The organism is Variovorax sp. LG9.2 (assembly GCF_035018885.1).
Taxonomy (GTDB): domain Bacteria; phylum Pseudomonadota; class Gammaproteobacteria; order Burkholderiales; family Burkholderiaceae_C; genus Variovorax.
On record NZ_JASJXB010000017.1, the window covers coordinates 16,783 to 31,229 of the forward strand.

Here is a 14,447-nt window from a genome sequence, read left to right on the forward strand (position 1 = left end):
CGCGGATTTGGCCTCTCGGGGCCGCTGCAGGACAATGCACCATGACTGTCCTCAATGCTTTCTACGCGCAGTCCGGTGGCGTCACTTCGGTCATCAACGCATCGGCCTGCGGCGTGATCGAAACAGCGCGACGCCACCCGGACCGAATAGGCCGCGTCTATGCCGGGCGCAACGGCATCCTCGGCGCACTGACCGAAGACCTGATCGACACCAGCGCAGAGCCGGCCGACGCCATCGCCGCGTTGCGCACCACGCCGGCGGGCGCCTTCGGATCGTGCCGCTACAAGCTCAAGTCGCTCGAGAAAAACCGCCGCGAATACGAGCGGCTGATCGAGGTGTTCAAGGCGCATGACATCGGTTATTTCTTCTACAACGGCGGCGGCGATTCGGCCGACACCTGCTTCAAGGTGAGCCAGTTGTCGCAGTCGCTCGGCTATCCCCTGCAGGCGATCCATGTGCCGAAGACCATCGACAACGACCTGCCGTTGACCGACTGCTGTCCGGGCTTCGGCTCCGTCGCCAAGTACGTCGCGATCTCCACCCTTGAAGCGTCACTCGACGTGCGCTCCATGGCCGCGACATCGACCAAGGTCTTCGTGCTCGAAGTGATGGGACGGCACGCCGGATGGATTGCCGCGGCGGGCGGGCTGGTGACCGACCACGGCATCCCGGTCGTGATCCTGTTCCCCGAGATCGAGTTCGACCAGGCGACGTTCCTGGAGCGCGTCGATGCGCTGGTGAAGCAGCATGGCTACTGCACCGTGGTCGTGTCCGAAGGCTGTCATCGCGCCGACGGCAGCTTCCTGGCGGAACAGGGCACGCGCGATGCATTCGGTCATGCGCAGCTCGGCGGCGCGGCGCCGGTCGTTGCCAACATGGTCAAGGAAGCGCTCGGCCACAAGTTCCATTGGGCGGTGGCCGACTACCTGCAACGCTCGGCGCGACACATTGCTTCGGCGACCGATGTGAGACAGGCATACGAACTCGGCCAACGCGCCATCGAACTCGCCATCGAAGGTCGCAATGCAGTGATGCCGACGATCGAGCGCACCAGCGATTTGCCCTACACATATCGCATCGGCAGTGCACCGCTCGCAGCGGTGGCCAACACCGAGAAGTTCATGCCGCGCGACTTCATCACGGCCGATGGCTTCGGCATCACCGAAGCTTGCCGACGGTATCTGATGCCGTTGATTCAGGGCGAAGACTATCCGGCGTACCGCGATGGCTTGCCGGTGTACGTGACGCTGAGCAATGTGGCGGTGCCGAAAAAGCTACCCACCTTCGAGGTGGCTTGATCATGGCGATATCGGCGGCTGGTCGGCCATGAACGATGGCGAGATCATCGGCGTGATCGACGCCACTCACTGTCCGATCTGCGGCGAAGCGAATCGCTGTGCCGTCGAGTTGGCGCGCGAAACCGGCACACTGCAAAGCGAGTGCTGGTGCATGCAGGCCGACTTCAGCGCGGCATTGCTTTCCAAGGTGCCCGAAGCGGCGCGCGGCGCTTCATGTATCTGTGCCCGCTGCGCAGCTGCCACGCCCCGCTGACAAGCAGACCCATGCTCGCGCGGCCTCAACGCCGCGAGAAAAACCCGTGGTCGTATGCGTAGCCCTGTGCCTGCTGCACAGGCTGGCGCATCTGCAGCGGTGTCGATCGCGTCGGCGGCTGCTGCAAAGCTTGCGAACCTTGCAGCGACGTCGTCGAACCCACCGTCGGCGGCACGGGGACGGGATCGCTCATCGCTTCCGGCGCGGGAGAAGGTGCGCCGATGCGATGGCGCTGGTCGGTGATGACCTGGTGGATGAACTGCAGCTTGCCCACCGCCGCGCGTGGCAGCACGAACGGGTAGTAGTCGGGTTGGCCCATGCTGCGCGACAACTCGTTGAGCACGTTGGTCAGGCGCACCCAGCCGTTCAGGAAGTCGAGAAACTTCATCGCGTCCGGATGGTCGGGCTGCCACAGGTCGGCGGGCTCGAATAAATCGCTGGCAAGTTCCGCGCGTGTCGCGTCGACTCCGAAGCTCATGGCGGTGTCGGCCGTATCGGCCATGTGCAGGTAATGCGCCCAGGTCTCGGCCCAGTCTTCCCACGCATGCGAGCTGGCGTAGCTGGTCACGTAGCGATTGCGCCAGTCGGGCACCGGCCCTTGCTCGTAGTGCGTTTTCAGGGAGGTAGCGTAGTCGACGCGTTCATCGCCGAAGAGCGCACGAAACTGTTCGAGCCAGTTCGTCGGGTAGACGAGCAAGTCCCAGTAGTAGTGGCCGATCTCGTGACGAAAGTGCCCGAGCAGCGTGCGATACGGCTCGCGCATTTCGGCACGGATGCGCTCCCGCACCGCGTCTTCTGCTTCTTCGGCATTCAGCGTGATCACGCCGTCTTCGTGGCCCGTCAGCACGTGCGGGCCGCCGGGCATGTTGCTCAAGAAGTCGAAGGCCAGCCCATGCACCGGGTCGGCGTGCCGGCTCACGACGGGCAGTCCGAGCGCGAGCAATTGCGAGACGAGGCGGCGCTTCGATTGCTCCAACTTGCGCCACAGCACGCCGTTGGTTTCGACGGAGAGATCGGGAATCGTCCGCGTCACACTGCACGACAGACAGTAGCCGGGAGCGAGGCCGATCGTGTTGAAGCTGGCGTCGTCACCCTCACGCGGTGAAGGCACCATCCAGTTGCAACTGGATGCGGTCATCAGGTTGGTACAGCGCCGGTAGGCCTTGCCGTTCGTATCGCCGAACACGGTGTAGGTGTCGGCCTCGGCGCCCTGGAACGTCGCGGGTGCGAGCGGCACGACTCCCAGGCTCTCGACGACATAACCAAGCGGCGTGTGGCAGGCCAGGCATTCGCTGTTGCCGAGAAAAATCGGGCGGCCGCATTGACACTGGTAGGCGCGGCTCAGTGTCGGCGCCTTGAGGTCGGCGGCGAGCGAGTGGTCCGACTGCTCTGGCGCGGTGCCGACGGATTGCGATTGGAAGGTCTGTTCCATGGCGTCATTGTGAAGTCACCGGGCGCGAGAGCACACGCGCTCAAACGCCGATATCCTTGTAGGACGGCCGAACCCCCGCGGCCATCCGCGCGCCAATGACCGACCCCAAGATTCCACAGATCCCCGACCGCCCGCCCGCCGACTCGCCACCGATTTCTGCGGCGCCTTCGATCCACAGCTTGCGCGACCGGTACGGCGATCGCTACCGTTGGTATCTGCTGCTGTCGGTGATGGTGGGCACGATGGCGTCGATCATGTCGTCGACCATCGTCAACGTGGCCATTCCGGGCATGAGCCATTACTTTTCGCTCGGGCAGGAGCGAGCGCAGTGGGTGAGTTCCGGCTTCATGGTCGCGATGACGGTATCGATGCTGACCACGCCGTGGCTGCTCGGTCGCTATGGCTATCGCGCGACCTACGTCGGCACGATGGTGCTGCTTTTGCTGGGCGGGCTGGCCGGCGGTTTGTCGAACAACTTCTCTCTGGTGCTGGTCGCGCGGGTGGTCGAAGGATTGGCCGCCGGCGTGGTGCAGCCGATCCCCGCCATCATCATCCTGCGCGCCTTCGAGCCACACGAACAGGGGCGCGCGAGCGGCCTCTTCGGCATGGGCGTGGTGCTGGCGCCGGCGATCGGTCCGAGCATCGGCGGCGTGCTGGTCGACCTGTTCGGCTGGCGCTCGATCTTCTTCATGGTGGTGCCGTTCTGCATCGCGTCGATCGCGCTGGCGTACCGATTCGTGCCGACCACCGCACCGGGCGGCGTGGTCGCTGCGCGCGCTGGCAACCTCGACTGGCGTGGGCTCGGCCTGGGCACGATCGGCACGCTGTGCCTGCTGAACGGGCTGGTCGCGCTGCGCGGTGATTCGCCGTTGCACGCGACGCTGCTGCTGGCCGGCGCCGGTCTTGCGTTTGTAGCGTTCCTCTGGTGGCAAAGGCGGATGTCGGCCTCGGGTCGCGAGCCGCTGATGAACCTGGCGCTATTCAAGTACCGACAGTTCGCGATGGGCAGCGTGGTGGCCTTCATCTACGGCACGGCGCTGTTCGGCTCGACCTACCTGCTGCCGGTGTATATGCAGCTCGGACTGCAGCTGTCGGCCTCCCATGTGGGCACGATCATGCTGCCGGCCGGCATCGTGCTGGCCATCACCATCGCGCTGGTCGGGCGCCTGGCCGATCGCCAGCCGACGTGGATGCTGGTGAGCATCGGGCTGGCGTTGCTGGCGCTTTCGTTCGCGCTGATGATTGTGCTCAGGCTCGACAGCGGCATCTGGCTGCTGGTGATCTTCGCGACCATCGGGCGCATCGGCCTCGGCTTCATCCTGCCGTCCCTCAACATCGGATCGATGCGGCCGCTGGCCAAGCCGCTGATTCCGCAGGGCGCGAGCGCCATCAGCTTTTTGCGGATGCTGGGCGGCGCGACCGGCGTGAGCCTGTGCGCCATCGTGCTCGAGTGGCGTCTGGCGGTGCATGGCGACTCGCTCATCAACCCGACCACCAGCGTGGCGCGGATAGCGGCTTTCGACGAGGCCTTTGCCATGTTGGCAGGGCTGTGCGCACTGGCCATCCTGGCGGCGCTGCAGTTGCGCCAGAAGAAGCCGCTGCCGACAACGGTTTAATGCAGCCATGTGCCAATTGCTCGGGATGAACTGCAACACCCCCACGGACGTGACGTTCAGCTTCGCGGGGTTCGCGCAGCGCGGCGGCCGCACCGACCATCACGCCGACGGCTGGGGCATCGCCTTCTTCGAAGACCGTGGTCTGCGTCATTTCGTCGACCATCAACCGGCCTGCGATTCACCGGTAGCCGAGCTGATTCGCCGCTATCCGATCAAGAGCCAGAACGTCGTCTCGCACATTCGCAAGGCGACGCAGGGCGCCATCAATCTGCAGAATTGCCACCCCTTCGTGCGCGAGTTGTGGGGCCGCTACTGGGTCTTCGCGCACAACGGCGACCTGAAGGATTTCAGGCCACGGCTGCACGGCGCCTTTCATCCGGTGGGCAGCACCGACAGCGAGCACGCGTTCTGCTGGCTGATGCAGGAGCTGGCCAAGTCGCACGCCGGTGTGCCGAGCGTCGACGAGCTCACGCTCACGCTGCGTGAGCTGGCGCCGCAATTGGCGAAGCACGGCACCTTCAACTTCATGCTGTCGAACGGGCAGGCGTTGTGGGCGCACGCGTCGACCAACCTTTGGTACGTCGAACGTCGGCATCCGTTCGTTTCGGCGCAGTTGTCGGACGACGATCTGGCGATCGACTTCGCGGCGCACACCACGCCGACCGATCGGGTGGCGATCGTCGTCACGGCGCCACTGACGACCAACGAAGCGTGGACCGCTTTCGCGCCGGGGGAACTCAAGGTGTTCGTCGACGGGCAGGCGCAAAGCGGATAGTCGACTGCGAGTTATCGGCGAGTGACCGGCGTGCAGCGATCCGGAGTTGCACCCGGCGGTGTGGCGTTCACAGCAAATCTGCATGAAAGTACCGCGAGAGGGACATTTTTCATGAACAATAACGGTTCTCATTTGCAACAACAGAACCTCACATGGCTCCCGCCCGTTTCCCCCTGCGCGCTGTCGCAATCGCCAGTGCCCTGGCAATCCATGCCCTGAGCGCCGCTGCGCAGGCTCAGCCGGCCGCCCCGCAAACGCTGGAGACGATCAAGGTCGAGGCCAGTGCCGACGCATCGGCCGAAGGCTTGAGCAAGCCCTTCGCTGGGGGCGAAGTCGCACGCGGCAGCCGGATCGGCGTGCTGGGCGCGCAAGACATGATGGACACGCCATTCAACACGACGACCTACACCCAGCAACTGATCGCGAATCAGCAAGCGCAAAGTATCGGCGACGTGTTGTTGAACGACGCCTCCGTGCGCTCCGCGCGGGGCTTCGGCAACTTCCAGCAGGCGTACTTCATTCGCGGCTTTCCGGTGTTCTCCGACGACGTGTCGTACAACGGCCTCTTTGGCTTGGTGCCGCGTCAGTACATGGCAGCCGAATTCGTCGAGCGCGTCGAGGTATTTCGCGGCGCCAACGCGTTTCTGAGCGGCGCAGGCGCGGGTTCGGTCGGCGGCGGTGGCATCGGCGGGCTGATCAACGTACTCCCCAAGCGGGCGCCGAACGAGCCGCTGAGCGAGGTTTCCGTCGGCGTGCAAAGCGGCGGGCAGGGTTACGTGGCGGCAGACATCGCCCGGCGCTTCGGGCCTGACCAGGCAACTGGCATTCGCCTGAACGCTGCCCGTCGCGATGGCGGTGACGACGGCGTCGACGGTGAAAAGCATCAGCTGAGCGCACTCAGCCTCGGCCTCGACTGGCACAGCAGCAACGTGCGCCTGTCGGCCGATGTCGGCTACCAGAACGACAAGCTGAAGTCGCCTCGCCCGAGCGTGACGCCGGTCTTTAACCTGCCGATCCCCGAAGCACCGGATGCGAAGAACAACTTCGCGCAGCCCTGGACCTATTCGAACAGCCGGGACGTATTCGGCACGGTGCGCGGCGAGGTCGATCTTTCTTCGCACGTCACGGCCTGGGCCGCGGTCGGCACGCGCCACAGCACCGAAGACAATTCGCTCACGCCAATGAGCATCATCGATGCGCTCGGCGATACGTCCGGCTACCGTTTCGACAACGCACGCAAGGACAAGGTCAACACCGGCGAAATCGGTATCCGCGGCAAGTTCCAGACCGGGAGCATCGGCCATACGGTGGTGGCTTCGGCGGCGGCCTTGAGTTCCGACTCGCGCAATGCCTATGCGCTGTCAGGCTTCAGTGGAATCGACAGCAACATCTACCGGCCGACCGCGGTGTTCGCGCCGGCGGCGACCTTCTTCACCGGCGGCGTGCTGAGCAACCCGGGGCTGACTGAATCGATCTACACGTCGAGCTTCGCCGTTGCCGACACCATGTCTTTTGCGCAAGACACGGTCCTGCTCACCGTCGGTGCGCGTCGCCAGAAGATCAAGGACACGACGTACGACTACAACAAAGGCTCGCGACTCGACGGCTACGACCAGAGCAAGACGACTCCCGTGGTCGGCTTCGTCTTCAAGCCGATGAAAAGCCTTTCGCTCTACGCCAACTACATCGAAGGCCTGATCAAGGGCGACGTCGCCCCGACCACCACGTCGACCGGGCAGCGCGTCACCAACGCGGGGCAGGTCTTTGCACCGTATGTGTCGAAGCAAAAGGAAATTGGCGCCAAGTACGACGGCGGCAACATCGGTGCCAGCGTCGCACTTTTCAGCACGAGCAAGCCGAGCGCTTACCTGCAGAACGGGACCTATGGCTCGTATGGCGAGCAGCGCAATCGCGGCGTCGAACTGTCGGTGTTCGGCGAACCGACGAAGGGCCTGCGCCTGCTGGGCGGCGTCACATTTCTCGACGCAGAGCAGCGCCGCAGCGCAATCGCGTCGAACAACGGCAACGACGTGATCGGCGTGCCGAAGCACCAGATCAATTTGGGCGCCGAGTGGGACGTGCCGGGCATCAACGGCTTTTCGGTGAATGCACGCGTGCTGCAGACCGGCAAGCAGTACGCCGATGCTGCCAACACGCAAGTGCTGCCGTCATGGACTCGTCTGGACCTCGGTGCGCGCTATCTCATGGACATCGGCAACGGGCGATTGCTCACGATCCGGGGACGTGTGGACAACGTGCTCAACAAGTCATATTGGGCATCGGCTGGTGGCTATCCCGGCGCGAACTACCTCGTCTTGGGCCAGCCACGCACGTTCGTCCTGACCGGCACGGTCAACTTCTAAGGACACGCCTGATCCGTGCGCGCGTTTTTTACCGTCACTCACCGCTGGCTGGGCCTCACGGTCGCGCTCTTTCTGATCGTCTCCGGCCTCACAGGCGCGGTGACATCATGGGATCACGAACTCGACGAGTGGCTCAACAGCGCGCTCTACGACACCGATAGCCGCGGACCCTTCAAGGACCCGATGGCAATGGCCGCGGCGGTGGAAGCAGCCGATCCGCGCGCCAAAGTCAGCTACGTTTCGCTCGGACTCGAAGCAGGCCATAACGCTGCCTTCTTCGTCGAGCCACGCACCGACGCTGCCACGCGACAGCCCTATTCGCTCGGCTACAACCAGGTCTTCGTCGACCCGGTCACTGGACACGTCGTCGGCCAGCGCGACTCGACCGCCGTCTCGCTCTCGCGCGAAAGCCTCATGCCCTTTCTGCGCACGGTGCACTACAGCCTGCACATCCCCGCGATCTGGGGCACCGATCGCATTGGCTACTGGATCATGGGGACGGTGGCGCTGGTGTGGCTGATCGACAGCTGCGTGGCGCTCTACATCACCACGCCGCGTCGCCTGAAGCTGCCGCGCGACGCGCCGAAGCACGCGGCGCGTCATCGCAAGCCGACGACCTGGCTGGGCCGCTGGCAACCGGCATGGGCCATCCGGTGGCGCGCCGGTGGCTACAGGCTCAACTTCGATCTGCACCGCGCGGGCGGGCTTTGGGCCTGGGTGTTCATCATCGTGATCGCCTTCACCTCGTTTTCACTCAACCTGTACCGCGAAGTCTTCTATCCCGTGCTGTCGCTGGTGTCGAAGACGACACCCGGTCCCTACGAGACGCGAACCATGGCACCGCTCGGTACCACCATCACGCCGTCACTGGGTTTCGCACAGGTCGTGGACATCGCCGAGGCCGAGGCACGGCGACAAGGCTGGACGACGCCTCCGGGAGGCATCTACTACGAGGCACGCTACGGCTTCTACAACGTGTCGTTCTTCAAGCCCGGCGCTGAAAACGGACAAGGCGGCATGGGTCTGAGCAACCTCTACATCGACGGTATGGACGGTCGCCTGTTGAGCCAGAACGTGCCATGGAAAGGCACCGCCGCAGACGTGTTCGTGCAGCTGCAGTTCCCGATGCACTCCGGCCGCATCCTCGGCTTGCCGGGCCGCATCATGATGTCGGCGATGGGCCTCGGTGTCGCCATGCTGTCGATCACCGGCATCGTGATCTGGGCGCGCAAGCGGCGTGCGCGACAGACCGCACCCCGAGGCTCAGTGGCTCCCAGCAGCGCCTAGTTGCGTTTGATGCTGACTGATTCTTCCAGCGCATCGGTGAACATCGCCGGCACGTCGAAGCCGGTTTGTTCGGTGATTTCCTGAAAGCAGGTGGGGCTGGTGACGTTGATCTCGGTGACTGAATCGCCGATCACGTCGAGGCCGATCAACAGCAGACCGCGTGGTGCGAGCGTGCGGCCGACGACTTCTGCGATCTCTCGATTGCGCGCGGTCAGCGGTTGCGCCACGCCCTTGCCACCGGCCGCCAGATTGCCGCGCACTTCTGTGCCCTGCGGAATCCGCGCCAGCACGAAGGGCGCCGGCTTGCCCGCGATGATCAGGATGCGCTTGTCGCCCTGCGTGATCTCCGGCACGAAGCGCTGGACCATGATGGTTTCCGCGCCGCCCTTGTTCAGCGTCTCGACGATGGAGCCGAGGTTCATCGCGTCTTGCCGCACGCGGAAGATGCCCATGCCGCCCATGCCGTCGAGCGGCTTCAGGATGATGTCGCCGTGCTCCGCATGAAAGTCGCGCACCGACTCGGCACTGCGCGTGACCAACGTCGGCGTCACGAACTGCGGGAACTCCATGATCGCGAGCTTTTCGGGGTGGTCGCGCAACGCGCGCGGCGTGTTGACCACATGCGCGCCTTCACGCTCGGCCTGCTCGAGCAGGTGCGTCGCGTAGATGTACTCGGCATCGAACGGTGGATCTTTGCGCATCACCACGATGTCGAAATCCTTGAGCGCCTTGGTCTCGATGATGTCTTCGCGATACCAGTCCTTGGCGTCGCCGGTGAGGGTGATCTGCTGAACGTTGGCGGTAACCACGCCACCTGATTTCCATTGCAGGTCTTGCGGCAGGCACGCCGCGATGCGATGTCCGCGCCGTTGCGCCTCGCGCATCATCGAAAAAGTGGTGTCCTTGTAGATCTTAAATTCATCGAGCGGATCGGCGACGAAGAGAATGTTGTGCATCAGAAGGTCTTTCCGGCGGCCGCGTTGCGGGTCGCCTGCTGTTCATTGGGCACGATCTTGCCGCCGGGTGCGATGGCCTTGCCAACGGAGGTTTTTGTCGTATCGGCGCTGAGGGTGCTTTGAGCGGAGTCGTAACGATTGCGTCGACCGAGTTGCTGCGCGGCCAGCGCAATGGCGCCGGCCACTACACCCCAGAAAGCCGAGCCGATGCCGGCCACGGAGACGCCCGACAACGTGACGAGAAAGGTGATGAGCGCTGCCTCGCGATGCGACTCGTCGCGCACCGCCGCGGCAAGTCCACCGCCGATGGTGCCGAGCAATGCGAGCCCGGCGATGGCAGCGACCAGCTCTTTCGGAAACGCGGTCAGCACGCCGACCACCGCCGCACCGAAGAGCCCGATCACCACGTAAATCGCACCGCAACTCACTGCCGCCGTATAGCGCCGCTTCGGATCGTCGTGGGCCTCGGGTCCCATGCAGATGGCCGCGGTGATGGCGCTAAGGTTGAGCGCATAGCCGCCGAACGGCGCGAGCACCAGCGTGGCGACTCCGCTGATCGTGATGAGCTTGCTGATCGGCAGTTCGTAGCCGGCCGCACGAATCGCCGCGACGCCGGGCAGGTTCTGCGAGGCCATCGTGACGACGAACAAGGGCAGCGCAAGGCTCACCGCGGCGCGCCAGGTAAACACCGGCATCGTGAAGATCGGCAGGGCCATATCGAAGTGCACCGCCGACCAGGCCAACTGGCCGCGCGACGCCGCATAGACGACGCCGACGAGCAGCGTCAGCGGCACGGAATAGCGCGGCATAAAGCGCTTGGCCAGCAGGTAGGCGGCCAGCATCAGCAAGACGAGCGGCAGCGCGGTCTGCGCCGCAAGGAAGGCCTGCAAGCCGAAGCGCGCCAGCACACCCGCAAGCAGCGCGGAGGCGATCGCCATCGGGATCTTGTTCATCACGCGCTCGAACCAGCCGGTCGCGCCGGCCAGCGTGATGAGCACCGCGCAGACGATAAAGGCACCGACCGCCTCGTTCATGCCGTAGCCCACGCCGGCCACCGCCAGCACCGCCGCGCCGGGCGTACTCCAAGCGATCATGACCGGCTTGCGCCAATACAACGAAGGCACCGCGGAGCACAGACCCATGCCGAGCCCCAACGCCCACATCCACGAGGTGATCATCGCGGGCGTGGCGCCGAAGGCCTGTGCGGCCTGGAACACGATGGCCACGGAACTGGTGAAGCCGACCAGCACCGCGACGAAGCCGGCCGTGAAAGCCGACAGGCTCAAGTCCTTGAAAAAACGCATCGGCGAATTGTGCCCGGCGTTCATGGCCTGCCTTGCGGAGGTGGCCCGCCTCTTGCAAACTCGCCGCATGACCGCACGCTGGCCCGACAGGCTTCCCTCGCACGACCGCTTCGACTATTCGCCGATCACCCGGCGGCCCGACTACCGCTGGCCGAACGGCGCCGGGCTCGCCGTTTACCTCGGCTTCAACCTCGAGCACTTCGCTTTTGGTGATGGCCTGGGCGCCCGCATCGGACCGCCGTCACCGGAGCCCGATGTGCTGAACCATGGCTGGCGCGAATACGGCAACCGCGTCGGCGCGTGGCGATGCCTCGAACTGTTCGACTCGCTTGGCTTGCAGACAGGGGCCCTGATCAACACTGCGCTGTACGACCATTGCCCTGAACTCCTGCGCGCGGTGCAGCTGCGCGGCGACGAGCTCATCGGCCACGGCCACAGCAACGCGGAGCGACAAGGCGATTACAGCGAAGCCGGTGAGCGCGCATTGCTCGAACGCTGTCGCGACCGCATCGCCGGCGAGAGCGGCATCACGCCCGCGGGCTGGCTGTCGCCCTGGATATCGGAGAGCGCGGTGACGCCGGACTTGCTCGTCGAGACCGGCTACACCTACACGCTCAACTGGTGCCACGACGACCAGCCGACACGCATGCGCACGCGCAGCGGCAAGTCGTTGTGGGCCGTGCCGTACCCGCAAGAACTCAACGACATCCCGATGATCATCGCGCGCCAGATGGACGCGAAAGACTTCGCGACGATGGTGATCGACAACTTCGACGAGATGCGCGAACAGGCGCGCACGCAGCCGTTGGTGATGGGTGTGGCGCTGCACCCTTACATCGTCGGGCAGCCGTATCGGCTGCGGCATTTGCGGCGGGTGCTGGAAGCGCTGGCTGCCGCGCGCGATCGGGGAGAGATCTGGTTCACGACGCCGGGGGCCATCGTCGCGCATATGGATTCGCTGGAAAGCTAAAGCCTAGAGCGCAGTCCAGGCGTAGTAGGCGATTCCGTCGTAGTTGTAGGAAGGAGAGTTCTGCAGCACGGAGTCGCGTTCTGCCGCACTGGTCGTATAGAAGTGCGTACCGGTGCGCGTGTTGTAGAAGCGGTACATGGCAGTCGCACCCGTGGTGGCGCCCACGTTGGCATACCAGCCTTTGCCCTCGTAGTTGAAGGCCGGATTGTTGGCCTTTACGCTCTGCGCTTCGTCTGCGCTGATCGTGTAGAAGTGTGCGCCGGTCTTGGTGTTGTAGAAGCGCTCCAGCGCCGTCGCTCCGGTGGCGCCATCGGGGTACGCGTAGAAAGCAATGCCTTCGTAGTTGTACTTCGGCATGGTGTTGCGCACGGTGTCGCGCTCGGTCGCGCTGGCTGTGTAGAAATGCGTAGAGGTGTCGGTGTTATAGAACCGATAGATCGGGATGCGCGGGTGCGCCGGCGCATTGAGCCACTGCGACATGCCCGCGTTGTAGGCGACATCGAAGCGCCCGTACACCGCGATCGCATTGGTGCACGAAGCCGCCCCGCCGAACAACTGACCCACCAGCACGCTCGTGCCGTTCGATGTCGTGAACAGTGGCGATCCGCTGCTGCCTGGCTGCACCGGGCCTTGGCCCAGCATCACTTCGATGAAGCGCGCCGTTGAAGGCGCAGCGGTGGCAAAGGTGCAGTTGCCGTCGGTGGTGTGTGCGATGCACGAGAAGTAGTCGATCACCTTGCCGGTGCTGTACTTCTGCAGATCGGCTAGTGGATGGTGAAGCCCAAAGGCGTCGTTGCCGATCGGCGGCGGCGTCGCAATCCATGCGGCGTACACCGCGCCTGGCGGTGGCGTGCTGGCAAGCGCCATGAAAGACGTGTCGGTGTCGGCGTTGGCGAGCAACAGCGTGGCGCCACCGTAAACAGTTCGCGCGGCATCGCTCAGCACGCCATTGCCGCACTGCGACGAATGAAAGAACCAGTCAGTCACGAGACTCGACGCTTCTGCTTGCGTCGAGATGCAGTGGTACGCACTCAGAAAATACGGCGTGCCGGACGAAGCCTTGTCGTTAAGCAGGGTGCCGGTGCAGGCGTAGCCGTCGCCGTCTTTCACGAAGGTCATGCGAGCTACCGACTTGCTCTCGGTGTCGTAGGCATGGGTGCAACTGACGTCGAGCGTGCAAGCCGCCGCATTGCCGAGCGTGCCGGTGGCACTCAGGGCATCGGCCTGGACGAACATGTGGGTCAAGCGCGGGATGGCGATCTGCACCAGCGCCGTGTCAGTGCCGGGGGGCACCTCGATCTCCAGTGTAATTTCTTCGCCACCCAGGTCGGGTGACCAATACGTGTGTGCAGCCTCACCTGTTTCGCCGGCATCGAGGCTGCGCTGAATCGATGCGAGCAGCTGCTGCGCCGAGACCTCGATCATTGTCTTACCGCCGGCGACATAGAACCGCAACATCGTGCCCAGCGGCAGACTGGTGATTCGCACGCCGAGCCGCACGCCCTTGGCGTCAGGCGTCGCGAAGTGGATGGCGGCGATACGCCCTTTTCCCGGAGAGTCGTTCCACACCAGGACCTGCGCGGTGGCGGCCTCTGTAGCGGTGGCATCGATGTTGCGACCCAGGCCGACTTGCGTGGGTATGGCTGCGGATTCGTTCGCAACGACTCGGGTCTTTCGCGCGACGACACCTCTTTTCTCGGCGTTCAAGCCGTCGAGGTTCACGTACGCGAGCGACCCGGAGACGCCAGGCGTGCGCTTGCGCACAGGTGAAGCGTCTTGCGGCATGTCGGCAGTGCGTGTAAGCGCGACGATGGGACCGTCTGAGGTCGTCGTGGCGGGCGCCGGTTTCGAGGCAGCCTGCAAACTGAACGAGGCGGGCGCGACGCTGATGCCGGCGCCCGTGCTGGTCGCTGTGCCGACGGCGGTGCCGGACCCGGCAACGGAAACAGTGCTCGGAGCCGAGGCACCTGTGCTGCTGCTTCCACCTCCGCAAGCCGTGACGAGGGTGACGAAAGCCAAAGCCAACGCGCCGCGGCTTAGCCGCAGAACCCCAAAAGCCGACGTACTGGTTGCCAAAAGTCGCCTCACCTGTGAGCCGACGCTGGAACGAAAACTAAGAAGTCGGCAAATGGACTTTAGTGCACATTTACACAATACTTACAAAGTGCTACACCCACTGCGTACAAGGTTTCT

The 14,447-nt window shown here is 64.3% G+C and carries 11 protein-coding genes; 7 read left to right on the forward strand and 4 right to left on the reverse strand.

All coding sequences use genetic code 11. The annotated features are described in order from the left end of the window. The first annotated feature begins 41 nt into the window (after positions 1-41). Together QN413_RS17310 and QN413_RS17315 are read left to right on the forward strand one after the other, a co-directional pair. Positions 42-1,298: a 6-phosphofructokinase gene (locus QN413_RS17310; protein ID WP_323497811.1), complete on the forward strand. Its 1,257-nt coding sequence runs from the start codon at positions 42-44 to the stop codon at positions 1,296-1,298. Positions 1,299-1,326: 28 nt separating this feature from the next. Then, complete coding sequence (locus tag QN413_RS17315; RefSeq protein WP_323497812.1) at positions 1,327-1,551, forward strand: cysteine-rich CWC family protein; 225 nt, start codon at positions 1,327-1,329, stop codon at positions 1,549-1,551. 25 nt (positions 1,552-1,576) lie between these two features. Here QN413_RS17315 and QN413_RS17320 read toward each other — a convergent pair whose 3' ends face one another. Next, positions 1,577-2,983, reverse strand: a complete 1,407-nt coding sequence (locus QN413_RS17320) for a zinc-binding metallopeptidase family protein (protein WP_323497813.1) — start codon at positions 2,981-2,983, stop codon at positions 1,577-1,579. 95 nt (positions 2,984-3,078) lie between these two features. Here QN413_RS17320 and QN413_RS17325 point away from each other — a divergent pair, with 95 nt between their 5' ends. The 4 genes from QN413_RS17325 to QN413_RS17340 all read left to right on the forward strand — a co-directional run bounded on the left by QN413_RS17325 (position 3,079) and on the right by QN413_RS17340 (position 9,024). Continuing rightward, a complete protein-coding gene (locus QN413_RS17325; protein ID WP_323497814.1) occupies positions 3,079-4,599 on the forward strand; it encodes a DHA2 family efflux MFS transporter permease subunit in 1,521 nt (506 codons plus the stop codon). A 7-nt stretch (positions 4,600-4,606) separates the two neighbouring features. Further along, on the forward strand, positions 4,607-5,374 hold the full coding sequence (locus tag QN413_RS17330) for a class II glutamine amidotransferase (protein WP_323497815.1): 768 nt from the start codon (positions 4,607-4,609) through the stop codon (positions 5,372-5,374). 152 nt (positions 5,375-5,526) lie between these two features. Further along, the gene (locus tag QN413_RS17335; RefSeq protein ID WP_323497816.1) at positions 5,527-7,737 is read left to right on the forward strand and encodes a TonB-dependent receptor; all 2,211 of its coding nucleotides are present in this window, start codon (positions 5,527-5,529) and stop codon (positions 7,735-7,737) included. A gap of 15 nt (positions 7,738-7,752) precedes the next feature. Continuing rightward, complete coding sequence (locus QN413_RS17340; protein WP_323497817.1) at positions 7,753-9,024, forward strand: PepSY-associated TM helix domain-containing protein; 1,272 nt, start codon at positions 7,753-7,755, stop codon at positions 9,022-9,024. Here QN413_RS17340 and gshB read toward each other — a convergent pair. Beyond that, positions 9,021-9,980, reverse strand: coding sequence for a glutathione synthase (gshB, locus tag QN413_RS17345; RefSeq protein ID WP_323497818.1), 960 nt, complete (start codon positions 9,978-9,980; stop codon positions 9,021-9,023). The genes QN413_RS17340 and gshB overlap by 4 nt on opposite strands. Next, positions 9,980-11,284, reverse strand: coding sequence for a benzoate/H(+) symporter BenE family transporter (locus QN413_RS17350; protein ID WP_323497879.1), 1,305 nt, complete (start codon positions 11,282-11,284; stop codon positions 9,980-9,982). Before QN413_RS17350 ends, gshB begins: the two co-directional genes overlap by 1 nt. 67 nt (positions 11,285-11,351) lie before the next feature. Here QN413_RS17350 and QN413_RS17355 point away from each other — a divergent pair, with 67 nt between their 5' ends. Further along, positions 11,352-12,254: a polysaccharide deacetylase family protein gene (locus QN413_RS17355; protein WP_323497819.1), complete on the forward strand. Its 903-nt coding sequence runs from the start codon at positions 11,352-11,354 to the stop codon at positions 12,252-12,254. A gap of 3 nt (positions 12,255-12,257) precedes the next feature. Here the strand turns inward: QN413_RS17355 and QN413_RS17360 are convergent, their stop codons facing one another. Beyond that, a complete protein-coding gene (locus QN413_RS17360) occupies positions 12,258-14,273 on the reverse strand; it encodes a serine protease (RefSeq protein ID WP_323497820.1) in 2,016 nt (671 codons plus the stop codon). Between the last annotated feature and the right edge of the window lie 174 nt (positions 14,274-14,447).

Excerpts from the sequence above, each read along its gene's own strand:
- QN413_RS17310 (WP_323497811.1), top strand. The coding sequence starts at position 42 with ATGACTGTCCTCAATGCTTTCTACGCGCAGTCCGGTGGCGTCACTTCG.
- QN413_RS17315 (WP_323497812.1), top strand. The coding sequence starts at position 1,327 with ATGAACGATGGCGAGATCATCGGCGTGATCGACGCCACTCACTGTCCG.
- QN413_RS17320 (WP_323497813.1), bottom strand. The coding sequence starts at position 2,983 with ATGGAACAGACCTTCCAATCGCAATCCGTCGGCACCGCGCCAGAGCAG.
- QN413_RS17325 (WP_323497814.1), top strand. The coding sequence starts at position 3,079 with ATGACCGACCCCAAGATTCCACAGATCCCCGACCGCCCGCCCGCCGAC.
- QN413_RS17330 (WP_323497815.1), top strand. The coding sequence starts at position 4,607 with ATGTGCCAATTGCTCGGGATGAACTGCAACACCCCCACGGACGTGACG.
- QN413_RS17335 (WP_323497816.1), top strand. The coding sequence starts at position 5,527 with ATGGCTCCCGCCCGTTTCCCCCTGCGCGCTGTCGCAATCGCCAGTGCC.
- gshB (WP_323497818.1), bottom strand. The coding sequence starts at position 9,980 with ATGCACAACATTCTCTTCGTCGCCGATCCGCTCGATGAATTTAAGATC.
- QN413_RS17350 (WP_323497879.1), bottom strand. The coding sequence starts at position 11,284 with ATGCGTTTTTTCAAGGACTTGAGCCTGTCGGCTTTCACGGCCGGCTTC.
- QN413_RS17355 (WP_323497819.1), top strand. The coding sequence starts at position 11,352 with ATGACCGCACGCTGGCCCGACAGGCTTCCCTCGCACGACCGCTTCGAC.